Source organism: Saccharopolyspora sp. NPDC049426 (genome assembly GCF_040676935.1).
Taxonomy (GTDB): domain Bacteria; phylum Actinomycetota; class Actinomycetes; order Mycobacteriales; family Pseudonocardiaceae; genus Saccharopolyspora.
On the sequence record NZ_JBFAPZ010000007.1, the window covers coordinates 207,867 to 234,019 of the forward strand.

General features: G+C 62.7%; 25 protein-coding genes and 3 pseudogenes. 13 read left to right on the forward strand and 15 right to left on the reverse strand.

Annotated elements, in window-relative coordinates:
- Nucleotides 1–15 precede the first annotated feature (15 nt).
- The 10 genes from mftD to AB0J78_RS17445 all read right to left on the reverse strand — a co-directional run bounded on the left by mftD (nucleotide 16) and on the right by AB0J78_RS17445 (nucleotide 9,340).
- Nucleotides 16–1,272, reverse strand: a complete 1,257-nt coding sequence (gene mftD / locus AB0J78_RS17400) for a pre-mycofactocin synthase MftD (protein ID WP_363790082.1) — start codon at nucleotides 1,270–1,272, stop codon at nucleotides 16–18.
- 31 nt (nucleotides 1,273–1,303) lie between these two features.
- Nucleotides 1,304–2,545 carry a mycofactocin radical SAM maturase gene (gene mftC, locus AB0J78_RS17405; protein ID WP_363790084.1) on the reverse strand — a complete coding sequence of 414 codons (1,242 nt, stop codon included), beginning with the start codon at nucleotides 2,543–2,545 and terminating at the stop codon, nucleotides 1,304–1,306.
- 29 nt (nucleotides 2,546–2,574) lie between these two features.
- On the reverse strand, nucleotides 2,575–2,850 hold the full coding sequence (gene mftB, locus AB0J78_RS17410) for a mycofactocin biosynthesis chaperone MftB (protein WP_363790086.1): 276 nt from the start codon (nucleotides 2,848–2,850) through the stop codon (nucleotides 2,575–2,577).
- Nucleotides 2,851–2,873: 23 nt separating this feature from the next.
- Nucleotides 2,874–2,969, reverse strand: coding sequence for a mycofactocin precursor MftA (gene mftA, locus AB0J78_RS17415; RefSeq protein ID WP_363790443.1), 96 nt, complete (start codon nucleotides 2,967–2,969; stop codon nucleotides 2,874–2,876).
- Nucleotides 2,970–3,015: 46 nt separating this feature from the next.
- Nucleotides 3,016–3,903, reverse strand: a complete 888-nt coding sequence (locus AB0J78_RS17420; RefSeq protein WP_363790445.1) for an alpha/beta hydrolase — start codon at nucleotides 3,901–3,903, stop codon at nucleotides 3,016–3,018.
- Nucleotides 3,904–4,282: 379 nt separating this feature from the next.
- Nucleotides 4,283–5,404, reverse strand: a complete 1,122-nt coding sequence (locus AB0J78_RS17425; protein ID WP_363790447.1) for a lytic transglycosylase domain-containing protein — start codon at nucleotides 5,402–5,404, stop codon at nucleotides 4,283–4,285.
- A gap of 165 nt (nucleotides 5,405–5,569) precedes the next feature.
- Complete coding sequence (gene fdxA, locus AB0J78_RS17430; RefSeq protein ID WP_363790088.1) at nucleotides 5,570–5,884, reverse strand: ferredoxin; 315 nt, start codon at nucleotides 5,882–5,884, stop codon at nucleotides 5,570–5,572.
- Between the two features lie 13 nt (nucleotides 5,885–5,897).
- Entirely contained in the window at nucleotides 5,898–6,932 is a 1,035-nt protein-coding gene (locus AB0J78_RS17435; protein WP_363790090.1) for an NAD(P)/FAD-dependent oxidoreductase, read from the reverse strand.
- A gap of 195 nt (nucleotides 6,933–7,127) precedes the next feature.
- Nucleotides 7,128–8,111, reverse strand: a complete 984-nt coding sequence (locus AB0J78_RS17440) for a R2-like ligand-binding oxidase (protein WP_363790092.1) — start codon at nucleotides 8,109–8,111, stop codon at nucleotides 7,128–7,130.
- A 122-nt stretch (nucleotides 8,112–8,233) separates the two neighbouring features.
- The gene (locus AB0J78_RS17445) at nucleotides 8,234–9,340 is read right to left on the reverse strand and encodes an NDMA-dependent alcohol dehydrogenase (protein ID WP_363790094.1); all 1,107 of its coding nucleotides are present in this window, start codon (nucleotides 9,338–9,340) and stop codon (nucleotides 8,234–8,236) included.
- A gap of 615 nt (nucleotides 9,341–9,955) precedes the next feature.
- Between AB0J78_RS17445 and AB0J78_RS17450 the strand changes: the two genes are divergently transcribed.
- Complete coding sequence (locus AB0J78_RS17450) at nucleotides 9,956–10,288, forward strand: transposase (protein WP_363790096.1); 333 nt, start codon at nucleotides 9,956–9,958, stop codon at nucleotides 10,286–10,288.
- Nucleotides 10,289–10,360: 72 nt separating this feature from the next.
- Nucleotides 10,361–10,834, forward strand: coding sequence for a transposase (locus tag AB0J78_RS17455; RefSeq protein WP_363790449.1), 474 nt, complete (start codon nucleotides 10,361–10,363; stop codon nucleotides 10,832–10,834).
- Nucleotides 10,835–11,210: 376 nt separating this feature from the next.
- On the opposite strand, the gene AB0J78_RS17460 is transcribed toward AB0J78_RS17455, so the two are convergent.
- The 3 genes from AB0J78_RS17460 to AB0J78_RS17470 form a co-directional block, all read right to left on the reverse strand.
- Nucleotides 11,211–11,972: a hypothetical protein gene (locus AB0J78_RS17460; RefSeq protein ID WP_363790098.1), complete on the reverse strand. Its 762-nt coding sequence runs from the start codon at nucleotides 11,970–11,972 to the stop codon at nucleotides 11,211–11,213.
- A gap of 126 nt (nucleotides 11,973–12,098) precedes the next feature.
- A complete protein-coding gene (locus AB0J78_RS17465) occupies nucleotides 12,099–12,878 on the reverse strand; it encodes a hypothetical protein (RefSeq protein ID WP_363790100.1) in 780 nt (259 codons plus the stop codon).
- 242 nt (nucleotides 12,879–13,120) lie between these two features.
- Nucleotides 13,121–14,443, reverse strand: a complete 1,323-nt coding sequence (locus tag AB0J78_RS17470; protein ID WP_363790451.1) for a HAMP domain-containing sensor histidine kinase — start codon at nucleotides 14,441–14,443, stop codon at nucleotides 13,121–13,123.
- A 99-nt stretch (nucleotides 14,444–14,542) separates the two neighbouring features.
- Here AB0J78_RS17470 and AB0J78_RS17475 point away from each other — a divergent pair, with 99 nt between their 5' ends.
- Nucleotides 14,543–15,235: a response regulator transcription factor gene (locus AB0J78_RS17475; protein WP_363790102.1), complete on the forward strand. Its 693-nt coding sequence runs from the start codon at nucleotides 14,543–14,545 to the stop codon at nucleotides 15,233–15,235.
- A 298-nt stretch (nucleotides 15,236–15,533) separates the two neighbouring features.
- On the opposite strand, the pseudogene AB0J78_RS17480 reads toward AB0J78_RS17475, so the two are convergent.
- Nucleotides 15,534–15,762 (reverse strand): annotated as a pseudogene (locus AB0J78_RS17480) (IS5/IS1182 family transposase); the annotation flags it as partial.
- A 115-nt stretch (nucleotides 15,763–15,877) separates the two neighbouring features.
- On the opposite strand from AB0J78_RS17480, the gene AB0J78_RS17485 reads away from it, so the two are divergent.
- The 6 genes and pseudogenes from AB0J78_RS17485 (at nucleotide 15,878) to AB0J78_RS17510 (ending at nucleotide 20,749) form a co-directional block, all read left to right on the forward strand.
- On the forward strand, nucleotides 15,878–16,543 hold the full coding sequence (locus AB0J78_RS17485; protein ID WP_363790104.1) for a hypothetical protein: 666 nt from the start codon (nucleotides 15,878–15,880) through the stop codon (nucleotides 16,541–16,543).
- 80 nt (nucleotides 16,544–16,623) lie between these two features.
- Nucleotides 16,624–16,863, forward strand: coding sequence for an ATP-binding protein (locus AB0J78_RS17490; RefSeq protein ID WP_363790453.1), 240 nt, complete (start codon nucleotides 16,624–16,626; stop codon nucleotides 16,861–16,863).
- Nucleotides 16,833–17,312: pseudogene (locus AB0J78_RS17495) on the forward strand (ATP-binding protein). Before AB0J78_RS17490 ends, AB0J78_RS17495 begins: the two are co-directional and overlap by 31 nt.
- Nucleotides 17,313–19,019: 1,707 nt before the next feature.
- Nucleotides 19,020–19,277, forward strand: a pseudogene (locus tag AB0J78_RS17500) (hypothetical protein); the annotation flags it as partial.
- Nucleotides 19,278–19,399: 122 nt separating this feature from the next.
- On the forward strand, nucleotides 19,400–19,981 hold the full coding sequence (locus AB0J78_RS17505) for a YncE family protein (protein WP_363790106.1): 582 nt from the start codon (nucleotides 19,400–19,402) through the stop codon (nucleotides 19,979–19,981).
- A gap of 480 nt (nucleotides 19,982–20,461) precedes the next feature.
- Nucleotides 20,462–20,749 carry a hypothetical protein gene (locus tag AB0J78_RS17510; RefSeq protein ID WP_363790108.1) on the forward strand — a complete coding sequence of 96 codons (288 nt, stop codon included), beginning with the start codon at nucleotides 20,462–20,464 and terminating at the stop codon, nucleotides 20,747–20,749.
- A gap of 604 nt (nucleotides 20,750–21,353) precedes the next feature.
- On the opposite strand, the gene AB0J78_RS17515 is transcribed toward AB0J78_RS17510, so the two are convergent.
- The gene (locus tag AB0J78_RS17515; protein WP_363790456.1) at nucleotides 21,354–21,566 is read right to left on the reverse strand and encodes an Imm1 family immunity protein; all 213 of its coding nucleotides are present in this window, start codon (nucleotides 21,564–21,566) and stop codon (nucleotides 21,354–21,356) included.
- A gap of 219 nt (nucleotides 21,567–21,785) precedes the next feature.
- Here AB0J78_RS17515 and AB0J78_RS17520 point away from each other — a divergent pair, with 219 nt between their 5' ends.
- From AB0J78_RS17520 to AB0J78_RS17535, 4 genes are all read left to right on the forward strand, one after another.
- Nucleotides 21,786–22,133, forward strand: coding sequence for a transposase family protein (locus tag AB0J78_RS17520; RefSeq protein ID WP_363790458.1), 348 nt, complete (start codon nucleotides 21,786–21,788; stop codon nucleotides 22,131–22,133).
- A gap of 288 nt (nucleotides 22,134–22,421) precedes the next feature.
- Nucleotides 22,422–23,912 (forward strand): aldehyde dehydrogenase family protein, encoded by a 1,491-nt coding sequence (locus tag AB0J78_RS17525; RefSeq protein ID WP_363790110.1) that lies wholly within the window; start codon nucleotides 22,422–22,424, stop codon nucleotides 23,910–23,912.
- Between the two features lie 32 nt (nucleotides 23,913–23,944).
- Nucleotides 23,945–24,355, forward strand: a complete 411-nt coding sequence (locus AB0J78_RS17530; RefSeq protein WP_363790112.1) for a sterol carrier protein — start codon at nucleotides 23,945–23,947, stop codon at nucleotides 24,353–24,355.
- A gap of 47 nt (nucleotides 24,356–24,402) precedes the next feature.
- Nucleotides 24,403–26,034 (forward strand): fatty acid--CoA ligase, encoded by a 1,632-nt coding sequence (locus AB0J78_RS17535; protein WP_363790115.1) that lies wholly within the window; start codon nucleotides 24,403–24,405, stop codon nucleotides 26,032–26,034.
- The last annotated feature ends 119 nt before the right edge of the window (nucleotides 26,035–26,153 follow it).

The window sequence follows — 26,153 nt, forward strand, 5'->3', positions numbered from 1 at the left end:
AGCCCGTCGCGCACGTCACAGGTCGGCCGCGATTTGCGGTGCCGGACGGCCGAGCTCGCGGTGAAAGTTTTCAGGTACGAGCAGGTGTTCGGGAGTCAGGTCCTGCACCGAGGAGACTGCGAGACCGCGCAGTGCCGAGTCGATGCCTCCGCGCAGGATGTCCAGGACGTTTTCCACCCCGGCCTGACCGTTGGCCGCCAGCCCCCAGAGGTAGGACCGTCCGATGAGGACTGCCTTGGCGCCCAGCGCCACGGCCTTGACGACGTCGGAGCCCCGGCGCACGCCTCCATCCATGACAACATCGACCTGGTGGCCGACGCGGTCGGCGATCGGCTTAACCATCCGGATGGCCGCAGGAGTGCCGTCGAGGTTGTTGCCGCCGTGATTGGACACGGAGAGACCCGCGACACCGGCATCGACCGCGCGCAGTGCGTCGTCGACCCGGCACACCCCCTTGAGCACGAACGGGGTGCCGGAGATCTGCCGCCACTGCTCGGCCATCCACGCGACGTCGTCCCAGCTCGGTGGCGGGGTGGTCATCCACTCGTAGTAGGCGCCGAAGAACGTCGGCGCGCTGCCGCCGGGCGGCGCGAGGTTCGGCGCGGTGAGGTCCGGGATGACTCCCGAGGCCGCGAACGTCGACAGCCAGCGAAGCTTCGTGGCGACCTTGGGCGCCATCCGGACCATCGTCTTGAGATCAACCTTCTCGGGAATCTCGGGGCTACCCCAATCGCGTCCCATCGAGAATGACCAGTCGAGGGTGGCCATCAGGCCCCGGGCTCCGGCCCGATGGGCGCGAGTCATCCGTTGGATCATGGTGTCCCGGTCACCGGTCCAGTACATCTGGAAGAATGTGGTGGCTCCGGTCGCCGTCACGTCCTCCACTGATTTGGACGCGAAGTTCGACAGGCCCATGACGGTGCCGCGTGCGGCAGCCGCCCGAGCCACCGCCACCTCCCCCTCCGGGTGCACGGCTTGCACACCGGTGGGGCTGATCAGCACCGGCAAGGAGACGTCCTGGCCGAACACGCGGGTGCCGATTGCGCGTTCCGGCGTTTGACCGGCGACGTGCGGGGCCAGGCCGATCTCGGCGAAGGCGGCCTGGTTGTCCGCGATGGTCTGGCCGCGCTCACTGCCGGCCACCAGCGCCCCGTACACCGGAGCGGGCAGTCGCTTGCGCGCGCGCTGCTGCGCGACGGCAACCGATTCGAACCATGGGTTCTGCTTCCACGGGTTCTCGACCCTGGAAAGCCAGGAAGGCTTGTAGGACACGCTGGTTTCCTCTGATCACACGTCGGGACGGTCAGGTGGTCGGAGCGGTCGGATCGAATCCGGCCAGGGGGCTTTCAGCACACGCCGACACCGGCGCGGCCTTCGGGCTGATCGCGGTCTCCAGGTCTTCCGGCCGGCGAGAGAGCTGCAACAGGACCGGCTGATTGCGGGTCGGCGTCGTCCTCGAGTGGTTCTGGCTCGCTGCCGGGACCGTGCGCCCCTGCGCGAGCGCTGCCTCACCGAACCCGCGGACGCACTCCGGATCAGGGCCGTCCAGCGGTAGGCCGGTGAAGAACTTCGCGGCCATGCACCCACCACGGCAGGAATCGAAGAACTGGCAACTGCTGCAGGTACCGCCGGTCTGCGGCGACCGCAGCTCGGTGAACAACGCCGACGTCTGCCAGACCTGCTGGAATCCGCCTTCGGACAGCACGTTGCCCGCATGGAAGTCGTCGTGAATGGCGAAGGGACACGCATACACGTCCCCGACCGGGTCGATCAAGCACACCACTCGCCCGGCACCGCACAGGTTCAGCCCAGGAAGCGATTCACCGAAAGCGGCGAGGTGGAAGAAGGAGTCGCCGGTCAGCACGTTCTCGCCGTTGGCCATCAACCAGTCGTAGAGAACCCGCTGCTGCTCCGGGAGAGGGTGCAGTTCATCCCACACATCGGCGCCGCGCCCGGACGGACGCAACCGCGTCAATCGCAGCGTCGCACCATATCGGTCGGCGAGCGCCTTGAACTCATCGAGCTGCGGGATGTTCTCCCGCGTGCACACCACCGAGATCTTCGCGTCCTCAAAACCGGCACGCTGCAGGTTTTCCAACGCCTGGATCGCGGTGTCGTAGGTCCCCGGGCCGCGGACCCGGTCATTGACCTCCGCGGTGGCACCATCGAGTGAGATCTGCACGTCGACGTAATCCGTGGAGGCCAGGAAGCGTGCGCGCTCAGGGGTGAGGCGGATTCCGTTGGTGGAGAACTTCACCCCGACGTCATGCGAGACCGCGTACTCCAGCAACTCCCAGAAGTCCGGGCGGATCGTCGGCTCACCACCCCCGATGTTGACGTAGAAGACCTGCATGCGCTGCAACTCATCGATGATCGCCTTGCACTGCGCAGTCGTCAGCTCACGCGGGTCGCGTCGGCCGCTGGAGGAAAGGCAGTGCGCGCACTCGAGATTGCAGGCGTAGGTCAACTCCCACGTCAGACAAATCGGCGCATCCAGGCCGTACTCGAACTGATCGACCAGGCTGCCTCCCGCCGGGCGCTGCACCGCAGCAGCGGGATGCTCGGTAGTGGCGGTCATGCAGTCACCTCTTCATCGCGTCGGAGGATCACGTCGTTCGCCGCAAGACCGCGCAGCGCGGCGACGTAGGAGGAGTACTGGCGTTCCGAAACACCAGCGCTGGCAAGCGCACGACGGATGTCGGGCTGCTCGGCGAGCCCGCGGACCACCGCCACCAACTCGGGCCGCTTCAAAAACATCAACTTCCGATTGCCGAAGTGATACGCGAGCGCACCGAAAGGTTCCGGGCGCAGGCGCACCGACGGCGACAGGGTCCAGGGCTCGTCGAGCATCGCTGTCATCCCGTTTCGCCGCCTCAGTACACGCCGCACATGCCGTCGATCGAAACCTCTTCGACCAGCAATTCCTCAGCGACTTCGGCGGTTTCAGGCTCAGACTGCGCGCCGGACATCTCCATAACTGACTCCTCACATACTGCCGCTGGAACGACCCCGACATTATGGCACCGGGGGGCTAAGAGCCGACGGGCGTTGCGGATCGCAAATGAACTCGATAATGCTATTCGCGACATACCGCGGGCGTTCCAGATGTAGAAAGTGCCCACACCCTTCCACAATCCTGGAGGTGAGAGACCACTCCCAGTATTGCTCCTGGCCTTCGGCTAGACTCGCCCCGACACAGCCATCGTTGGCTCCGATCAGGGATAGCGTCGGAACGCAGACAGGCCCGTACAGCGCCCTCTCGTCAGGGTCGCGCTTAGCACCGCCGGAAAAGACCGTTCTGTAGTAACCGATTGGGCCTTCGGCGCCACCGAGATCGAATGTTTCCGTGATCTCCGCGCGGTGTGGAATGGGTGTCGTGAGATCCGGTGACCAATCCGACCACAGTCGATCTATCAAGGCGTAGTCCTCGGCGCAGAGCACTGATTCGGAAAGCTCAGGCAACTGGAAGAACCACATGTACCACGAGCGGCGGAGCTGCTGTTGATCAGCGAAGACCCGAGTCAGGAAGTGAGCGGGGTGAGGTAGTCCTAGGAGCGCCAACCGCCTAATCCTCTCAGGCCGCAACGTTGCGGCCATACACCCGGCCACAACTCCCCAGTCATGCCCCACGACGTGCACCGGCTCTCCCAGCTGAAGAGCATCAGCCAGGTCGAGCACGTCTCGCCCAAGTTGAGCCAAACTCGTGGGAGCCCCGCTGAAAGTGGGACCGTAACCGCGCAACCATGGCGCCACCGCGCGGAAGCCCGCGAGCGCGAGCGACTGCCCCAGAACGTGAAACGTACCTGGCGAGTCTGGAAATCCGTGCAGCAACAGCACGAGGGGACCCTTACCCCACTCCCTGTACGCAAAGGACAGATCTTCTACATCCACCCAGCCGTCCACCTGTAGCAATTGATGCTCCTTCTCCGGCAGGGCTTCACCTCAACAGTTAAACCCCTTGCAAGGGACGCCCACTGTGGACCGCCACTGGCTCAGGGAGGCCAAGCTTCCGACACAAATGGACCTCCACACATTCTAAAGAATCCGCTGTCGTATGACCCGTAGTACCGCGCCGGTATTTCTACCTGACTCGATCCATCTTCGTGCCTCGTTCATACAGCAGCGTCCTTCGCACCTAATCGAACGGACCAGCAGAGCGACTACGAGCGCAGTTGAATCGAGGACCACCACGAAACGATGCTAGTCCGCCCTCCCCTCGATTCGCGATCAATCATGAGTACCGCGATTTTGCACGTCCCCTCGGATAATCCGCTCACGCTTGTCATGGCGGCGTCAGTTGGTTCGGCGCCAAGATGAGTACAGGCGGTTCCTGAGCACCGACGGGCGCAGGCAAGAGATCGCCGACCGGCCCCGGAACAATTCCACGGCGCGGTGGGCTCGGTGGAGGCATGGCTGGTTCCGAGGTGCCCGCAGGAGGGTTGCTGGAATGAACACCCTGCTCCGGAGGGGGGCCGTCGGGGCTTGAATTTGACGGACGCCCCGGAGTTGAGCGACCAACCCCAGCTTGCTGCGACTCGGAGTCCGTTCCGGTCACGAATCCGCGAGACCCTAGGGAGTCGGGTACCGGCAATCCGCCTGCCTCAAAAGCCCGCATCCAGTGCAGTACGAGTTGCACATACTGCATGGAGTGGTTGTAGCTCAAAATCGCGTCTTGCAACCCATCTGAAGTTCTCAGGTCACGGCCACCTGCACAGACGTAGCGCGCTGCCGCCAGTGACGCGTCGTAGGCATTGTGCGGGTCTGCTTGGCCATCGTCGTTCGCGTCGGCACCCCAGCGCGTCCAGGTGGAGGGGATGAACTGCATCGGTCCCGCCGCCCGGGCCCACTGTCCACTTTGGCGCCACTTACTGCCAACCTTGTTGAGAATCGCGGCCGTGCCATTCGTGCCGTCCAGTGTGGGGCCGAGGATTGGCCGCCGTGCAGTACCGGACGCGTCGACGTTGCCGCCACGGGCGTGACCGGATTCGACCTTGCCTATCGCTGCCAGCAGCGGCCAGCTCACATGGCAGTCCGGGTTGCTGCGTCCCACTATTTCAGCAGCTCGCCGGTACGAGTCGAGCATGGTTGCGGGAATTCCCAAGTACTGCGTACTCCTGCTCAGGAGTCCGTCACCCACGAGCGCATCAGCCTGCCCAGGCGTAAAACCGACACCGAAGGCCGACGCTGGCGGCGATGGGGAAGCCCGGCGACTGCTATCCGAGCTTCGAGAGACACTGGCCTGCTTCGATGCCGCCGCTGTGGTGTCGGCGGTTTCGAGCCACTGTGCATGATCAGCCCCGGCAAGCAGGAGGCTTGCGATAGCAAGGGCCGGGTAACCGGCTCGGTTACGGCCCCAGCGCCCCCGGCTCCCGCGTGCTTCCCGACGCTTGGCATGCCCTCGCATCTTCACACGCGTGGTTTTACGTGTCACGTGACAACCTCCTGCTTGATAAACCTGGCCTGCTCGCTCACGCCGCGCCCACGGAGCGGATTGAGCTTGCTGATGCGCATGGGCGCCTTAAGGTCGCAGTCGAACAAGCGGAGACGCGACCTTGTACGAGCGATGCGGTTAGGGTTTCTCGTACTGCGCCACGAAAGCGGGGTCCTTGATAGGCTGCGTCACGTTGGGCGATCCGCCAGGGGAACCGATTTCCGCGAATGCCTCCCTGCTCGTCTCTTGGAACGGGCGCCAGTCCTCGTTCACACGCTGCGCCGGACGGATGGCCTCGACCGGGCAGACCGGTTCGCAGGCAGCGCAGTCGATGCACTCATCGGGGTGGATGTAGAGCATCCGCCCGCCCTCATAGATGCAGTCGACCGGGCACTCCTCGATGCACGACCTGTCCATGACGTCGATGCACGGTTCGCCAATCACGAAAGCCATGGCGGATCTCCTTTCACGATGTCGCCTGTTTCAGCACAGAATTTGGGAAGGCATCGGCAGCCGGCGGCTGGGCGTCCGAGGAATGTCCCGGCGCCAGGCCGACACCAGGCTGCAGAACGGCCGCCGCGTTGTTGACGGCTGTCGCGACCTCACCGAACCCGACCGCGATGAGCTTGACCTTGCCTTCATGCACCGCGATGTCCCCTGCTGCGTACACGTCCGGGATGTTGGTCCGCATGGCTGGGTCCACAACGATCGCGCGGTCCTGGAGTTCCAGACCCCACGATGCGATGGGCCCTAGGTTGATCTTGAAACCCAGTGCCGCGACAACCACCTGGGCTGCCAGAGTTCTGGGGTCAGGTTCACCCTTGCTTGTCACCTCCACTTGCTCCACGTGCGGGACTCCCGAGAGCGAGGAAACCTGAGCGTCGAGAATGAGCTCGCACGGTGAAGCGCGCAGCTGCGCCACAGAGTGCTCATGCGCACGGAACGCTTGTCTGCGGTGCACCAGGGACACACTTCGCGCACGGTCCACTGCGGCCAATGCCCAATCAACGGCCGAGTCACCGCCGCCGACGATGACAACATCACGCCCCGTGAAGATCTCAAGATCCGGCACGAAATAGTGCAAACCACGACCGAGGTACTCTTCTCCGCACGGCAACGGGCGGGGGCTCGCGGCCCCGACGCCGGCGGTGATGATCACTGCCCTGGCTTCGACAACAGCGCCCTCACTACTAGTGACAATCAGCGCGTCACCCTCGCGATCCAAGCTCTGCGCCTCATGCCCGAGCAAGTAGTCCGGGCCGAACGGCTCGGCTTGCCTGGCCAGGTTGTCCACGAGGTCCTGCCCCTTGACGCTGGGAAACCCCGCGATGTCATAGATGTTCTTCTGCGGGTACAGCGTGCTCACCTGTCCCCCGAGCTGAGGCAGCGCGTCCATAACGGCGACGCTGAGGCCACGGAAACCCGCGTAGTATGCGCCGTATAGTCCGACGGGGCCTGCGCCAATCAGAAGAAGATCAACATACGTGCGCGTCCCTGTCACAACCTTCTCCGTAAACTCGTGCGTCTTTGTTTCTGGCGCCCCTGCGAACCGCTCTAGCGCCGAGCTTGGGAGTGTTGTCCCGGAACTGGTGTGCCGGCCCCAACACTCCAGGAAGTACCCACTACGCCGGCAAAACCGCGCGAATCAGTGGCCACTCAAGCTCGGCGGCTCGCGCACCGGTGCGACCGCGAATCGTCAGGCCGAGGCTGCCTCGAGTGCATCTTCGGTCTTCTTCTGGTCTTCCTCAGCGAACTTTTCCTCAAGAGACATCGGCGAGTAATCCTCGTCGATCTCCTCAACCGGTTTACCCCGCGCCCCTTCGATCGACTCCAGTCGACGGTTGACCTTGTCCAGCGCGTAGTCGGTCATTTCGTCAATGCTGATGCCGAATGGAGGATTGTCACCGTAACTGTCGAACAGCTCCGTGATAAGGCTCAACGCAGGTTGAAGCAACTCCTGCATCCGCTCATCCACAACAGTCCAGTTGTGGTCGTCAGCGGCCACGTGACGACGACAAGTGAAGGTTCCCCACGCCATGTGCCGACGCTCGTCGTCGCCGATGTGCTTGATCACTTCCTGCATACCTGGGAGAATTCCGCGACTGTGGCAGATCTTTGCCCACGCGAAGTATCCGGTCAATGCTAGGCAGCCCTCGACCACGTGGTTGTACGTTACCGACGCCCGGATCTGCGCTGCTGGCGAAGCATCGTTGCTCAGTGCGTATAGCGAGGCCGGGAGCTCTTCTGTGAAGATCGTCCGATACGCGTCCCCATACTCAACGTATTCGTGCAGGTCGTCTGTCATACCTACCGCGTCGAACCACCGACGAAACGCCTGCATGTGCTTCGCCTCTTCGAACGTGAACTGCGTCAGGTAAGCCTCGTCGGTAAGCCTTCCCTCTGCGGCCATCGCTGCCATGAACGGCTGGAGATCCTGGGCAACTGATTCCTCACCAGCCATGAACTGTGAGGCCAGGACACATGTCAGCTGCTTCTCGTCCTCGTTCATCGCGGCGAAGTCCTCGGCGTCTTTCGACATGTCGATGTCGTCGGGATTCCAGAACTTCTTATTGCCTTTTCGGAATAGCTTCATCGGGAAGGAGTCGAGCCGCAGCCCACCCTGCGACAAACTGCCAAATCCGTCTCGCTTGCCATGCTCGATGTTGCGCTCAATCGCCATGATTCAAACCTCGTGTTAGTGCGTGACTCGCATCTCGGATCGCGAGACTTTTCGCCTGCAATTCACTGACTGATGCTCTTGTTTCGAACTGATATCTCGTGTTCAGGACGAGGCAGTCCCAGTCAGTACCGGATGATGCCGCGGATGTTCTGACCGTCACGCATGTCCTGATAACCCTGGTTGATATCCTCGAGCCGGTATTCTCGCGTCACGAGCTCGTCGAGCTTGAGCAGGCCTTCGTTGTAGAGCTCGAGCAAGCGCGGGATGTCATGCCGGGCGTTGGAAGAACCGAAGAGCGAACCACGAATCTGCTTCTCGTAAAGGGTCATCTCAAACAATGATCCCGTCATCGTGCTTTCCTCGGGATGACCGATCGCGGTCACCACCACCCGGCCCCGCTTGCCCACCAAGCCAAGCGCCGGCCCAATGTGGTCGCCTTCCGCGACATCGGTCGTGAGCACGCACGCGTCAGCGAGCTGGCCGCGGGTCAGTGTACTGACGATATCCCAGGCCTCATCGATGGACGACGCACCGTGAGTCGCACCGAATTCCCGCGCCTTTTCGAGCTTGTGTGCCACGGGGTCCACGGCGACGATGTACCGGGCGCCTGCGATGCGCGCTCCCTGCAACGCATTAGCCCCAATACCACCGATCCCCACGACTACCACTGTGTCGCCGGCGCACACCTCCGCCGTGCGTACCGCGCTCCCGAAACCCGTCGTCACACCGCAACCGACGAGCGCGGCTTTGTCAAGCGCCGTCCCGGGGTCAACCTTGACCACGGAAGCCGCCGGAACCACCGTGTACTCGGAAAAAGTACCCAGAAGGCACATCTGACCGGCATCTTCACCCCTGGCATGGAATCGGCAAGTCCCGTCGAGCTGCGGGCCGAGAACAACCGCAGCGCCGAGATCGCACAGGTTCGTCATGCCACGCGCACAGTAGGAACAGCGCCCACAAGCCGGCAGAAAACTCAGGACAACCGGGTCACCTTCGTCCACGTCGGACACTCCTGGTCCAACACCGGCGATCACGCCCGCTCCTTCGTGGCCCCCCACGACTGGGTACGGGATCGGGATGTCGCCGGTTACCAGATGTTCGTCCGAGTGGCAGAGTCCGCTCGCGGTCAGCTTGACGAGGACCTCACCATGCTGTGGTGGGTCGAGCTCGACTTCCTCGACCTGCCACTTTTCGTTCAGTCCCCACAAGACCGCAGCTTTCGTCTTCATCTAGCAGCTCCCTCCACGCTGAGGTGTCGCATCACAGAATTGCGGAAACGTCGCGCTAGTGCGCGGCCCAGTCGCGCCAGCCCTGGCCTCTCCGTGCCATCCTCACATCCTCAGCAGCGGACCGTGCGAACTTCTCAGTGCCTGCTGATCATCGGTGCCTGCCCTGCTCGGGCGTCGAGATCGCCTGAAGTCATAGACACCCCCTCGAGGTCATAACAGAATGAGTTGTTCTCGAGTTTGAGCCAGCAGCTGATGCTGCAGCCGAGGCCGAAGAAGGCTTCATGGATGTCATCGGGGATCACATGGAGTTTCGCCCTTGTCTTGGCTGGGCCTACCGGGCTGGGTCCAGTTTTCGGATGTTGCGAAACCGCGCGACCACCGGCAACACAGGCTCGATCCGGGACCAGATCCAGGCCTCGACCTTCCACGGCCCGACGCTGCGCACACCCCACCCAGACGAGCCCACGACGACCTCGCGATCAAGCCGAGTCCCAGATCATCTGTTAGAAGCTGTTCCTGAACTGATCTTGGTCGGCTGGGCCGCAGCGGCGACGAGAAGGGACTCCTGGTAGATCGGGTGGTGTCTAGTCCACCGTCCTACCGAGGAGTCCCGGGATGCGATCGTGCCCGAGTTCGTCGGCCCCATTCGCACGGGGTCGACAGTGCTGTCTGTTGGCCACCACGCACCGCCCTTCGTGCAGGTCACGGTGCTATCCGTCGGATATAACCGACGCTCAGTGGGCGTTGATCGAACCTTTGTTGCCGACGCCGGACTGGCTCGCCGGCAGGGGCGGTCGCGGTGCGAAGCACTGCCGGCGCGAGATCGTCGACGCGATCCTGTACGTGGTCCACATAGGCCTCAAATGGCGTGCCTCACCAGCTGATTTCCCACCATGGTCCACTGTGTACAAGCACTTCGCCTCGTGGGAACACCAAGGTGCGACCTAACACCTACTCGACGCGTTACGCGACCGAGCCCGGCTGACCGCAGGCCGCCGGGCCACGCCGAGTACCGGGATCATCGATTCTGCCTCGGTCAAAGCCGCCGAGACCGTCGGATCCGGTAGTCGTGGGTTCGACGCTGGTACAAAGATCAACGGCCCCAAACGTCACATCGCCGTGGACACCATCGGCATGTTGATCTGCGTGCTGGTCACCGGTGCCGAGGTCCAGGACCGCACCGCCGCCCGCCACTTCCTGGCCCGGCTGCGCTACGTCTGCCCGAGCGTGCGGCACCTCTGGGCCGACTCCGGCTACACCTGCACGCTGATCGACTGGGCGAGAAGCCTGTTCGGGATCAGCATCGAGGTCGTCGCCAAACTCGCAGGTCAAGTCCTATTCGTCGTGCTTCACCGCAGATGGGTCGTGGAACGCAGCCTGGCCTGGATCAACCAGCACCGCCGTTGCGTCCGCGACTACGAACGCTTACCCGAACACCACGAAGCCATCGTCCGCTGGGCCATAATCCACACCATCAGCCGACGCCTCACCTAAGTTCAGAAACAGATTCTAAGGAGTTCAAAGAGTCCCGAAACTTCCGGTGTGCGCCTCGCGGCGAATTGATTTCCGGGGTGGATCGACGACCACAACGTCCGGAAGGCGCTCAGTGAGCTAACTTGAGAAATACGATGCGTGTCTCCGTCCAACTGAAGAGGCGGGCAGCACTGCTCCACTAGCCCCAGCCGCACGGAGAGGCAGGGTGGGTAGCTCCTCGAGCAAGTGGCCTCCGAGGAGTGGTCTCACGGCGTGCGAATCCAAATCCGGAAGGAATTGATACTAACCGCGGCTGCCCTGGACGGTTTGGCGCGAGCAGGTGACGTTTCGCCGCCAAGTTCGTTCGCACCGACGTCTGTCACGTACCCGACGCCGGTCAGTCGAAGTCCACTTGGGATCGTTTTCTGCCGCCCTGAAAATCCGCTTCGATCGAAGTGCGTCGCTGAGCGGCGTGCAACGGCCCAAGTAAGTGATCATTACCCCGTGTGGGAATCGTTTGTTGCCGTGCGTCCACGATCCGGTCCATCTGAGCACAACGCAAAGAAGCGGCGCTGGGTTCCACACTGGTAACGCAGGGAGCAACGAGTTCTAGTCGCTCGCGGCGCCCGCCGTCCAGCCAACGCTCGACAAGAATGACTCCTGGAGCGCCTGCTGACAGCCACCCAACCCCAAGCCCTGACGTTGCTCGCAAATGATGCGCCACGAACGCCGGCACAGAGCCTGAGCCACAGCGCGGACTCGCACTTCCGGCCAGCACAACTCCACAATCCTGTACCTCTGCCGCGAGGGCGTAGGCACGTCGCGCCTGATCAGAATCAACAGGTCCGTCTATACGAATGACATCATCTATCCCTAGTTCCATAGCTCGTCGCAACACTTCTTCGGCAGGCTGCGGGCCCAAGCACACCGCACGAACGCTCGCACCCCATGCTTCGCGCAGCTCGAGCCCAATTTCCAGGGCTGCTTCATCTGCTTCAGAGAGCCCGAACTGATGAGGCTCGGTGGAACCGCCACGTGCGTCCGGGTCGAGATCGACCGTTAGGCGAGACCATGCCAGCAGAACCGCGACTTGCAGCGGATCAGGCTCGAGCCGCGGGGCCGAGACCTTTCGCTCAGTCATGTCGGAATGCCCCACCATGACGACCGTCCGGAAACGAAGGCGAAGTTGCACACCACCGCAAAGCACCGGAGTTTTTGAAGGAGGTGTAGAGCGCGCAACTTATTGCAGTTCCGATCTCGCAACCACCGCAAGTAGACATTCATTTCAGTGCCCCCCAACGGAGGCTCCGGTGAGATGCGCGAGTTTGGCAGCCTTGGCGCCCCCTTCAGCGCGGCTCACTCCCTCGCCATCTCCCACCGTTCGACTGGCTTCAGAGGAAACGGCCGCAGCAGGGTCTGGGGGAATAATACCCAGTACTTGGGCGTCGCCGACCTCGGCAAAGGCCACTTCCAATGTTCGCCTGCGCCGTTGCCTAGCACGTTCCACTGGCCAGTCGAGGCTTCCGGGGACAATCGTGATGACAGCCGGACCGGTCAGCTCAGTTCGCTCGGTAGCTCGGTCACCACGTCGGAGGCAGACCACGTTCTGGGCCGTCGCTCGCACCGCGTTGGTAAACAGTGATCGGCCCAACGTCGCCGCGATACGCGGGGCCAAGTCGCGCCCATCTGGGCTCGAGGGAAGGATGAGAAGTCTTTCTGCGCACACGATCGGGGCTAGGCCCGCCGCAACCTTCGCCGGACCATAGTCACTTACTTCAACGCACCAGACGTCGCTTGCGGTTGTGAAGTTCCCGGCCGCAGTGTTCACATCGCTGCCCACCAGCAGCACGCGTCCGCCGCTCTCGGCCGCGGCATCAACAGCACCCGCAGGTAACAAGCCCTCGCGAACGACCACCACCGCCAGGCAGTATCCAGTCACAGCAAACCACCGACCCTTCCTCCGTCGATCACGGCACCATGAGTTCGTCGTCGACCGCGACCCAACACGTCCACCCACAACCCAAACAGATGGCGAATTCGCGGCTCGGAGGTAGAGGCAGCGCATCCACGGTCTGTCAACGCCTCGGCGAAGCCGGTCGCGTGATGGAGCGTGACATCCTGAGCGAAGATCTCATCGAACAGCGGGTTTCGACAGCCCGATCCTGTTCGCCTAGGACATCCGGATCCCCTCTCACTCAGCGCGCCTGTCGTTTGGTCCTGGAGCCCCCGCTAGCTCAGGTAGCCTGACGCTCAGAAGCCAGCACAAACCAGCGGTGAGCGTGCCAAAATTGGCCCGCGCGGGACGGATTAGTCGAGGGGAACCTCGAATCGCGCTACGAATCCTCCACCGGCGCGGCGACCCAACTCAAGCCGACCTCCCATCGCCTGCAGGATCTGCTCAACGATCCACAGCCCAAGACCAGAGTGCCCACGCCGCTCACCCGTTGCGACGTACTTGCCCATCAGGGCAGCCAGTTGCTCGGGTGCGACTCCGGGCCCTCGATCCAGGACCTCGGCGTGCAAGAGCCCGTCGTCGATCCACGCCTGCACCTCGACAGGATGACCCTGCCCATGGCGTGCCGCGTTTTCCAGCAAGTTCGTCAAGATCCGGCGCAGCCGCTGGCCATCAATCCGGATCTTTTCGGTATCGGGCCGAACGCTGAGCTGAAGCTGAGTAGGCTGCAATCCAGCCGCATCCCCGGCCGCGGAGAGCACGGTGCGCAGATCAACATTTCGGACATGTCCGGCGCTGAATGAGGGATTCCGGCTTGCGGCCACATCTCCCAGGGCGTTCAGCATCTCCGAGAGGTGCGCAATGTGGTCAGTCACCAACTGAGCTCTTCGTTCCCCATCAGCGTCGCTGATGTGCGAATGGCCGTCCGCCAGATCGTTGGTCAGGGCGCTGAGCGAGGCGACTGGGGTGCGGAACTCATGCAGCATCACCTGGAGTCCGTCCCTTTGGGCCTGGTAGGACTTGAGCAAACGCGCACGCAGATCCCGCTCTTCCTCGGCAGCTTTGTGCTCCGCGACGGCATCTACCCTCGCCGCGATCCGCGCTTCGTGTTCCCGCTCGGCCAGCAGCGACAGGCTAGAGCCAAGCACCGCCGTTAGCATCAGATACACGCTCCACCACACGCTGTCAAGAACCCTGTCCGCCAGTGGAGCGGTGTGCGGGTCAACCAGCAGTGCGATTCCCGCGTACACGCCACTCACCACAGACGCCAGGCCGATGGTCGATAGCAGCGGTAGCCGGATAGCCGCAGCCACGACAACCAGCACGAGAATCGTCACCGTCGGGCTACTCCCCGCGCCTGTGGAAGCAATAAACAGCAACGTGAACGCACTGTCGAGTCCGGTGATCAACCATGCCGAGCGAGTCCTCCGAAGCTCCCATCCGGGGTTCACGAAGACCGCGCATGCGTATATCGCTGCCACGAAGACAACCGCTATGGCCAGCGACAGGTAGTGCCGGACGAGATCCGGACCTACGACGAGAAGCGCAGCGACCGAGAGAACGACGACCACGCGCACCGCAACTACGACGCGCTCAATTGGCGTCGTCGGCTCCTCTCCCATTTCGCTCTGAACGCCATCCGCCGCATCCGACAAGCGAGAGCGACCCTCGACCATCACACTACGTCACCTACCATTGACATAAAGTAGCAGGAATGCCTCGATGCTTGGAACGTCGACGCCATTTGCGCGCAACGTTCATGCGACACTGGTGCCGTGGACAATCAGCGACCAGTGGTAGTCATTGTCGATGATCACGACCTGTTTGCCCAGGGCCTCGCGCTGCTGCTCTCCACGAGGGCAGGAGACCGATTCTCGGTCGGTGGTCTCACCACGCACGTCGAAGAAGCTTCGGCCCTTGTCGATTCGTGTCAAGCTGATCTCGCCATCGTCGACCTGGCGATGCCCCCGCTGGGAGGCAGCGCGGCCATCCGCCAGATCAAACTCCGCTTCCCCAACACCAAGGTGCTGGCCCTCTCCGGTTCCGACGACCTGGAACTCGCGGAGAATGCTCTGCGGGCCGGCGCTGACGGATACCTGCAAAAGTCTGCGGATCCGGATGTGCTCGTCGCACCACTAATGACTGTTGCCGCCGGATTCCGGGTGCTGGACCAGAACCTCTTCGAGACGTTGCTCGCCGCTTCCAGGAAGCCCCCGGAGTGGCTGTTCGAGGGACTCAGCTCGCAAGACCTGCGACTGTGGACGTTCGTCGCGCGCGGGATGGAAACCGGCGACATCGCACGACGGATGCTTGTGTCCGAACGGACCGCCAAGCGCATGCTCGCTGCACTCCTGAACAAAATCGGTGCAGCCAATCGGATCGAGGCCGCAGGTCTAGCGGGCAAGTACGGACTGCTTGACAATGCCACGCCCGATGCCGACGGAGACTCGGAGAACGGAATTCGCTGACCGTAACGGCTGATCCGCACTTTCCGCGATTCGATCCGCTCGCCCCGGATGAAGCCTGGCCAACTATGGCGGCACATTTGCGGGACCCTTCTGCCACCGCAATTCTGACTGAGCTTCGACCTGCGCACCCACCGACTCGGCGAAGGTCGTGTGCTCGTCGGCGGGTACCCAATCCGCATCCTGTGCACCCCTCGGCGGAGCCGAACGCGATTAGGAGCTGTTTAGGAATTGATCTTGATGAGGTCGCGTAGCCAGATGTCGATGGTGGCGATCTGCACGGTGGCTTCATAGCGCGTTGACCGGCGGTGATGAGTAGCGATAACGGCTTGCGGCCTTGTTCGCAGGCCAGATGGATCTTCGTGGTGAAGCCACCCCCTGGACCGCCCCAGAGCGTGATCGGCTGGTTCGTCACTGGGAGGTTCGACCTGCTCATCGGGCCGACGGCGAGCTCCGGCGGCGTGCTGGTGGGCCTGGTTGATCGTGGAATCCACCGACACCTGCCAGTCGATCAGCCCTGCCTGATCCGACCAGGTGTTCACGAGGCCTCCGGGGGTCTCCGGATTTTCTTAGTCGTTAAACCAACTACCGGAGACCTACCTCATTGTTGATCACCGACACGCCCATCACCGCGTCACACCCCGCGTGCTGCGGCTGCGTGGCCAGCAGGTGACGTGCTCGTTGTTCTCGTTCCGGCTGTCGTTTTCCGGCAAAGCGGTGCATCGCGTGTTCCTTTCAGGCGGCCAGGAAGCCTTCCTGGAAGGGCACGTCCACGCGTTCACCGTTTTGGGCGGGGTCCCGACCGGCAAGGTCCGCTACGACAACCTCAAGGCCGCCGTCGCGCAAGTTCTGGGGTTTTCCCGGCAGAGAGTGGAAAACGAGCGGTGGACGGCGTTTCGGTCCCACTACGGGCTGGAGGCCTTCTACTGCCAGCCCGGTATCCGCGGCGCCCACGAGAAAGGCGGAGTGGAAGGCGATATCGGATGGTTTCGCCGCAACCACCTGGTCCCGGTCCCGGAAATCGACTCACTGGACGAGCTCAACGCGATGATCGATCAGTGGGACCGCGACAACGACGACCGTCGAATCGGCACGAGAGCACGCACGATCGGCGAGTACTTCGCCGTCGAAAAGCCGCTGTTGAAATCCTTGCCGGAGGAGTCTTTTGAGACCGAGCCGTGGTTCAGCCTGCGAGTGGACCGCTCTGCTCAGGTCAGCGTCCGCACGAATCGCTACTCGGTGCCGGCGAAGCTGATCAGCCGGCCTGTCCGGGTTCTCCTTCATGCCTCACATCTCATTGTTGAGGACTGACCGAACAAGCCGCCGACACCGCAGTCGACCAAGCATGCCGGACGCTGCGTCTTCCCACCATCCGCTCCCAGTTCAACGACATCGCCGACGTCGCTTCGCGCGAGCAGATGACCTATCGAAGATTCCTGGCCGAACTATTGACGGCCGAATGCGACGATCGCGCCCGCCGCCGCTCCGAACGCCGCATCAAAGCCGCCGCGTTCCCCCGCGAGAAGTCCCTGCGCGCCTTCGACTTCGACGCCAACCCCCACCTTGACCCGGCCGTGATCCACACACTAGCCACCTGTGAATGGGTCAAAAGGGTGAGCCTCTCTGCCTGATCGGGGACTCCGGCACCGGCAAGTCCCACCTGCTCATCGCCCTGGGAACCGAAGCCGCGATGACCGGCTTCCGGGTTCGCTGCACCCTGGCCACCAAACTCGTCAACGAACTCATCGAAGCCTCCGACGACAAGCAACTCAACAAGACCATCGCCCGTTACGGGCGCGTCGACCTGCTCTGCATCGACGAACTCGGCTACATGGAACTCGACCGCCGCGGCGTCGAACTCCTGTTCCAAGTCCCCACCGAACGTGAAGAGAAAAACTCCGTCGCAATCGCCTCCAACGAAAGCTTCGGAGGCTGAACCGAAACCTTCACCGACCCACGCCTCTGCGCCGCGATCGTCGACCGCCTCACCTTCCGCGGAACCATCATCGAAACCGGCACCGAGTCCTACCGACTTGCCCAAACCCGAGCCCGCGTCGAACACGACGACGCCAACGCCTGATCCACAGCTGACGTCACGATTCACCGACATTGATCACGCCACCCCGACCCCGCTGATGCCAGAATCGACCGACAAGCGACGCCACTCCACACGTTCAAAATCACTCAATGGGAATATCGAGCGTCCGATGAACCTCGTGTCGATCCTCACGCACGTAATCCATACACGAGCATTCCTCAACGATTATGAAAAGGACCTGAATAACGCTGTCCGAATGTACGCGATCAAGACCGCACAAGGCGTAGTCGGACCATCTGAGTACCCGACGACTTGGGGAAGACCGAGTTGAGAATGCAGGAGCGTGAGCGGAGATGGACGCCAAGTGGCAGTGAGGCATCCTGTGTCGGATCAGCTCACCACCTTGGCTGCACACAATCGTCCCGCCGCTTGGTCCGCGGTCATCACCGCGCTCGCCACCGCCGGCCCTCCACCTGGCTCACCGACTTGCTCGGCGATGGCGTGGGCCTTGCTGGGTTTCGGGGTACGGATGGCAGTCGGGGTCACGCGCCCCCCACATCGTGTTTGCGACGAGACGCCCCGCACCAAACGGAGAGCGGAGCGCCTCCCTCCGGTGTTCCACCGTCCCCGACCCTTGAACGGACACCGGCAGAACAACCAGAACCCTCCCTCCGTCGGGCCCCGCCAACGTCCTGGACGAACTCCCGGAACGTACCGCGAGGACGGAATGTCTCTGGAAAACCTCGCGCGGAGAAATTTGCGCTACCCACGATCGGGATGTTGAAGCTTGCTGCTCGGCTGCATGATCGAGGCTGGTCACCGAATCACGTGGAAGCAACGCGCCCCGCACAGTATGCCGGGGCGCTCCATGGCCGCCTACCCACGCCCGACGACGTATCCAATCGGCTTGCAGATCTTTCGACACCCGGCTCTCGCGCCATCCGTAATGTAGTCTTCCGCTGTCCGGTCGTTGCGGTTGCGACCGGATCTATGTGTGCACCCCCGCGTCCCTGGATTACGGGACGCGGGAGCGCTCTTCTTGTGGCACTCCCAGGGGCTTGGGAGGGGGTCAAGCGCTGGGAGCCTCACGCGTGATCGTGGCGATCACGACGACAGCGTACACCCGTGGTCAGATACACAATCGGATGAGCCACCTCCGCATGAACCTGCGGGGAGCGAGCACCCGGGGAACAATCGGTGTGCGCGACCGGAGCATTCTCGGGGTGTTTTGCCTGGTCGGGTGGAGCCGGTGTTGGTGGTCGGGGCTCTGGCTCCAACACCGGCAACTCGGCGCGACCGGGAAAGTCTGGCGCGCAAACGGCGTGAGCGAGGATCGCGTAGCAAATCGGGGCTGCCGTACCAGAACCGGACCCGGCCGAATCGGTTCAGAACGAGCGTCGCACGTGAGGCGTGAGCGCATGCTCCTCACGGGGGTGGCACTCGATCAGGCATTCCTACTCGCCTGGAGCACTGCTCTCCTGCGCGCTTTCGAGCTTCGATCTAGTTTTTGATGCATACGAAGCAAGATCTGTGCATGTGCGTGGGGTTTGTGACCGTAGCCGCGTCATTTGCCAGCTGCGCGAATCGACCGGTGTACGGAACCGGGCATGCACAGTTCAGTGCACGTGACGATGTCGCCCCAGATGCGGCCGGTACAGAGCCGACTCCCGCCTCGCTGGCATGCCGGCCGACGAGGACCCCGCCAATATCTATTCGGCAACGACATGGCCCGAACAGCTCAGCGAGCCGATGCGCACCGCCCGCGAGCTCGTCTACGTACCCAACAGCGAAGACGACACCGTCTCGGTAATCGATCCCAAGACCTTCGCCCTCATCGATACGTTCCCGGCCGGGAACGAGCCGCAGCACGTAGTGCCCTCCTACGACATGCGCTCGCTGTACGCGGTCGTGGACAAGGTGCCCGGCGGCTCGCTCACCCCGATCGACCTACGGACTGGCAAACCCGGCCAGCCCATCCCGGTGCAGGACCCCTACAACCTCTACTTCACTCCGGATGGCAAATCCGCCATCGTTGTCGCCGAAGCCTACAAGCGCCTCGACTTCTACGACCCGCGCACCTGGCAGCGGCAACGCAGCCTGGACACCCCGGCTGCGACGGAGTCAACCACATGGACTTCACCGCCGACGGCAAACGCGCCCTGGTGGCCTGCGAGTTCGCCAACAAGGCCATCGTGCTCGACATCGAGAACCGACAGATCGTCAAAGACTTCCACCTGCCCCAAAGCCACCACGGCATGCCGCAAGACACCCGTCTATCCCCAGACGGCAATACCTTCTACATGGCCGACATGAAGGCCGGGGGTTTCTACACGTTCAGCGGCGACGCCATGGAACAACTCGGGTTCGTCCCCACAGGCAGCGGCACGCACGGAATCTACTTCTCCCGCGACACGACACAAATGTTCGTGACCAATCGCGGGGAGGGCAGCGTCAGCGTGCTCGACGCCAACACCCAGCAGCCCATCACCAAATTGCACATCCCCGGCGGCGGCAGCCCAGACATGGGCGCACTGTCACCCGACCGACGGCAACTGTGGCTGTCTGGGCGCTACCACGCCGAGGTCTACGTCTTCGCCACCACCGACGGTAAGCTGCTCACCCGCATCCCGGTCGGCAACGGCCCGCACGGGCTGACCTACCTCCCCCGACCCGGCCGCTACTCGCTCGGCCACACCAGCAACATCCGATAACCAACAGCGCCGGCTGAATCGCTTCCCAGATGGCACGAAGGGCGCATTTCCCGTGGTGCCTGAAGCTTCACGCATGATCGTGACGACCACGGCGACCAACGTACGCACGCGGCACACAACTGGATAAGAATCGTCCGCATGAACCTGCATGGAACATGCACTCGGGGAACACTGGATGGATGCTGGCCCTTGGCGTTCTCGGGGGTGTTTCGCCTGTTCGGGCCGAGCCCGGTGTTGGTGACGGCGGGCGACCCCGGCACCAACACCGGCGACCTCGTTCAGGCGTTGCTTTCGCGGTTGCCCATCCGATACAGATTGGCTGCTGACCAGTGCGCAGGGCCTACGCAACGCATCGCGCGCAGTCACGAGCGGCACGTCGGCGTTCAGTCCTCTGCGAAGTGTAATCGCCGGTGGAGATGAACCACGCCAGCGCGCCGCGCTCACCGTGCAGGCAGACCAACTCGCACTACGATCCCGGTCATGTGGCGCACCGAGGTGAACATCGGCGTCTGGACGTGGGTGATCTCCACGGTTCGGGTGGGCCTGGACTCGGCTGGCGCAGAGGTGTTCCAAACGACGGTCTTCGAGCCGGGCGGGGAGGCGAGAGAATCCGTTCGGCACTCCTCTACCCCAGAGCAGGTGCGTCGCATCCATGACCTGTTCGTTACCGACTATGGCCAGCACCCCGGCGCGGTGGTTGTGCAGCGCTTATCGCCGCCGTGGCGGTTAAAACGACTCGGGGTCGATTACGGGAGCACAGCTCGGTGAGAAGCTGGCTCAGCATCATTTCGGCGGCGCCGGCGGCGTTGTGCTCACCCTGCGTAAAGAACCGCCGCCGAGCTGCATACACGGTCTCGAGGGAGGCGTAAAATGGACGGTCCGGGACCGACCTCGGCGCCACCAACCCCCAAGGGGCGATGATCGCCACTTCAAGTCGCCGCGTCCGGTGTGGGTGAACTTGGCCCGCCTCTACCCACGACCGGCCGAAGTCCGCCCATTCCCCGAGGGCTGGGACCTGCAAGCCGAAGTGCCAGGAGAGCAAATCGCGTTGTTGAAGACACCCACCGGCGCATAGGTCGCCCAAGTTCGATACAGCGTCCGCCGTGGCTGTGGAGGCGGAGGCGTACCGCTCATCGGCTGGTTTCCCGCCGATGCGTACGCCTTCGGCACGATGCCCCCCGCTCGCAAGGACGGGCCACTCGAAACCGGTTGACCCGACTCAGCTCGCGCCTGCGAGGAACGCGTACACGGGCAAGAATGGATGGAGCTCGACCCGGGGCGTTCTCTGGGGTGTGTCGCCCGGTCGGGCGGAGCCCGGTGTTGGTGCTCAGTGACTCCGGCACCAACACCGGCGACTCCTTTCAGAGGGTGCTTACGCGGCTACCCGTTCGACGCAGGTGGGCCGCTGCCCGGTGCGCAGATACTCGCGCAACGCATCGCGAGCAGTCGCAAGCGGTACTTCAGCACCCGCAGCCATCACCATCACGTGCGTGTCGTACGTGTAGTACTCCACCCGATCAGCATTCCTTCCAACTTCGTGACCGACTGCTGCATCGCGGCGATAGCTTCTCGGCCCTCTGCTCATTCGCCAGATAGATTCCGGCGCGGATTTCTTCAACTCCGGCGATGCGATATCACCTCACATCATTGGATTCACCTACAATGGGAAGGGCCCTGGCCGTTGTCGGGTGTTGCCAGGGCCAGGTGGAAGCCGGTGCTGGTACCGAACGGGGTTACGGCACCAGCACCGGGGCCTTTTCGCGAGCGAAGTGCTCGTCGAGGTCTGATCTGAACCTCACCCGCGCTGCCGGGCGCGCGGCACGACATGGGCGCAGCCAGGGAACACGGGCTCATCGCCGCGCTCGAACACGCTGGAGCACGGGTGATCGCCGACAGCGCCTACTGCGGCGCCGGCGCGAACGTCGAAGTGCCACACCGTCGTCCGCCACGCGATCCGGAAACCGGTGAGCGTCGTCGGCGCCTGTCGGCCAACGAAAAAGCCGTCAACACAGCACATGCCCGGCTACGTGGCCCGGGAGAACGCGCGAACGCCCAGCTCAAGTCCTGGAAGATCCTGCGCAAGATCCGTTCCAGCCCACGACAGACGACCAGGCTCGTCGACGCCATCCGCAGCGTTATTCATGCAGGCTGAGCCAAAGTGGAAAACGTTCACTGATTGATCTCGCACTTATGGCGCTGGCGTATGGGCTACACCCCGACCTCCGCCCCCCGAACGGCTTTTGCATAGCGGGACACCGGCCTGCGCAGCGGGACTTCACCACCCGTGCTCTCCCGAGAACCGCGAGGAATCTCACAGGGCCCACGCAGGCCACGATTTGGCCCACAGGACCGTCGTGACCGCATCACGCGGCTGCCAGAGTCCGAGCAAGCCGTTGACAGGTGGCTAGAGCAAAAAACCCACGACGAAGGGCGATCGAGGATGTCCGCGACATCGGTCGGCACACCAGAGACATTCCTCGGCGAATCCGAGGCGAGCATCATCATCGATGGTGAATCGACCACCGCCGCCGATGGTGGCACGATAGAGACAAGCGACCCCGCTAATGGAACAGTCCTGGCGACGCTTTCGGCAGGTGGGGCAGCCGACGTGGAACGCGCGGTGTCCTCTGCGACCAGAGCCTTCCTCCACTGGCAAGAACTCAGCGCGGCCGCCCGTGGCCGCCTGCTGAATGACGTCGCGGACTCCCTCGACGAGCACGCCGAGGAACTCGCGACGCTCGAAACGCTGGATAACGGCAAGCCGCTGACCGAATCGCTCTACCTCGATGTGAGTCTCGCGGCCCAGGTGTGGCGGTACTTCGCAGGATGGTGCACCAAGCTCGCTGGCGAGACACCTCCGGTTTCGCCTCCCGTCGGACAAGCGTTCGTTTACACCCGGCGCGAACCGCTAGGCGTGGTCGGCGCGATCGTGCCATGGAACTTTCCATTGCTCATCGCGTCATGGAAAGCCGCTCCAGCACTCGCCGCGGGAAATACCGTGGTACTCAAACCCTCCGAGCTCACGTCACTGACCGCAGTCAGGCTCGCCCAACTTGCTGTTGAGGCCGGTCTACCGCCCGGTGTGCTCAATGTTGTGACCGGCTACGGTGTCGAAGCAGGCCAGGCATTGATCGACCACCCCGAGGTCGCGAAGATCTCCTTCACCGGATCAACGGCCACCGGCAGGAAAATCGTGATGGCCAGCGCCGGCAACCTCAAGAAGCTATCTCTCGAACTTGGCGGAAAGTCCGCCAACATTGTGTTTCCCGATGCTGATCTCACTGCCGCTGCAGAAGGCGCGCTGACTGGAATATTCCTCAATCAGGGTGAAGTTTGCTGTGCCGGCTCCCGACTCTTTGTCCACCGGGACGTGCACGATCAGCTTGTGTCCGAACTGGAAACAGCGGCGAAGTCGCTGAAGCTTGGACACGGGCTTGCCGACGACACCGAGATGGGCCCACTGATCTCAGCCGCACACTTGCAGCGCGTAGAAGATTATGTGCACGGTGCGCAAAAGTCCGGAGCAACACTTGTTTGCGGAGGTGAGCGGCCTGGCGGCGCCCTCGAACAAGGACACTTCCTCACACCTGCGGTTTTCACGGACGTCACCGACGACATGCCCATCGCGGTCGAGGAAGTTTTCGGACCAGCTCTAGCGGTTCTCCCCTTCGACAACGATGATGAGGTCATTCGACGCGCAAACACGAGTGACTACGGACTCGCAGCGGGGATTTGGACGACCGACGTCAAACGCGCACACCGCACTGCACACGCCATGCAGGCCGGGACGGTCTGGGTAAATCTTTACAACATGATCGACCCCTCCGCTCCGTTTGGCGGGTACAAAGCATCGGGCTACGGCCGAGATCTCGGCTTGGAGTCTCTCTTGGGCTACACACAGAACAAGTCTGTCTGGATCGGCCTGGACTGACCACGAAAGTTCCACGAGTACAAGGAGTTGTCATGCCCGTTTTCACCAGCGATACGGAGATCTACAAGTACATCGGCGGGATCTTCGAAAGGGGCCTGGCCGATCCTGAAGTCGGACCGAAACTTATCGGATCAGGTGTGGTGCTAGAGATTAACTACACCGACCCTGACGCCAGGATCACCGTTGACATGCCCAACAGCAAGGTATTCACGGGTGATGCTGACGGAATCACCCCCAACGTCCAGCTGTTCATGAGCGCGGACATGGGCAACAAGTTCTGGCTCGGCAAAGTGAACCTGTCAGTCGCACTCGCCAAGGGGCAGGTGCGGGCCAAGGGGCCGGTCCCCAAGATTCTGAAGCTAATTCCGAGCGCCAAGGAGCTTTTCCCGGCCTACAAGGAAATGCTCGAAGCCGAAAACCGCAACGATCTTCTCAATGTCTGAGGTCTTAGCGCGGCCAATCCGGGCCAACGATGAACAAGGGAGGGCACGTGCGTAGCACGATGCAACATGTCCCCCTGTCGATCGCCTCAGTTTTGCGCCACGGGATAGAAGTACATGGTGGTCAGCAAGTGACCACCATCGGCGAACACGGCCTGCGCCGAACGAGCTTCGGCGAACTCGGCGGTCGAGTAAGCCAACTCGCCAATGCGCTACGCCGACTGGGCATAGGCAGGGATGATCGGGTCGCCACGTTCCAGTGGAACAACCAGGAACATCTTGAGGCGTACACGGCGGTTCCGGCCATGGGAGCGGTCCTGCACACGCTCAACCTCCGGCTGGCTCCCGAACAGATCAGCTACATCGCCAACCATGCGGAGGATCAGGTTGTCATTGTCGACAGCTCGGTAGCGCACCTTCTCGCCCTGGCACTACCTTCGATGAAGTCGGTGCACACGGTGCTCGTGGCTGGCGGAGGGGACACCTCTGCTTTGGAGGGCTGTGGCAAAGCCGTACTCCGCTACGACGATATCCTGGCGTCAGAATCACCGGAATTCGCCTGGCCCTCGATCGACGAAACAGCCGCTGCGGCCATGTGCTATACCAGCGGAACGACCGGAAACCCGAAAGGCGTGGTCTACAGCCACCGCTCGCTGTACCTCCACTCCATGGCGGCATGCACGGGTAACGGACTCGGAATCAGCGCGAATGACAACGTCCTTCCCATCGTTCCCATGTTCCACGCGAACGCTTGGGGACTGCCCTACGCTGCGCTGATGGCGGGCGCTGGCCTGCTGATGCCCGACCGGCTTCTGCAGGCCGAGCCACTGGTAAGGATGATCGAACAACACCGCCCGACAGTGTCGGGCGCCGTACCCACCATTTGGAACGACATCCTTCAGCATCTCGAGGGCGACTCGGAGCACGATCTGTCCTCGCTGCGGCTGGTAGCATGCGGTGGTTCCGCCGTGCCGAAGGCGCTCATAGAAGCGTTCGAGAGCAAGTACGGCGTCCCCATCCTGCAAGCGTGGGGCATGACCGAAACGTCGCCGCTGGCATCAGTGGCTCGACCTCCAGCGACTGTCGCCGAGGACGTCGCACTCTCGATCAGGTCTACCCAGGGGCGTGCGATCTGCGGGGTGCAGATGCGCCTTGTCGATGCTGAAGGGCACCGCCTGCCGCACGATGGCAAGTGCGTGGGCGAACTCGAAGTCCAAGGCCCCTGGATCGCCAGTGGCTATTACGGCGAAACGGACGGCAGTTCGTTCCGCGACGGATGGCTTCGTACCGGCGATGTCGGACACATCGACCCGCAAGGCTACCTCACCTTGACCGATCGCGCCAAAGACGTGATCAAATCCGGTGGTGAGTGGATCTCCTCAGTCGAGCTGGAGAATCTTCTCGCGAGCCATCCAGATATCCTGGAAGCTGCGGTGATCGGGGTAGCCGATCCCAAGTGGCAAGAACGACCGCTGGCCGCAGTGGTGTTACGGAAAGGCTCGACCGTCACCCCAGAACAGTTGCGTTCCTGGATGGCGGAGCGGATACCACGTTGGTGGCTGCCAGAACGCTGGTGCGTTATCGAGGAGGTTCCGCGAACGAGCGTCGGCAAGTACGACAAGAAGGTCCTGCGCCGCCGCTACGCGGAGGACGAGCTCGAAGTCTTTCGAACCGACGGGTAAGAACTTTCACGTCACTTGCATTGCCGAATAAAGGGCGTGTGCCGATCTCTCCTGCTCGAGGTCGGCACACGCCCTACTTTTCCTGCTCTGCCGGAGGTGCGCGTCCGTGGTCACCCAGG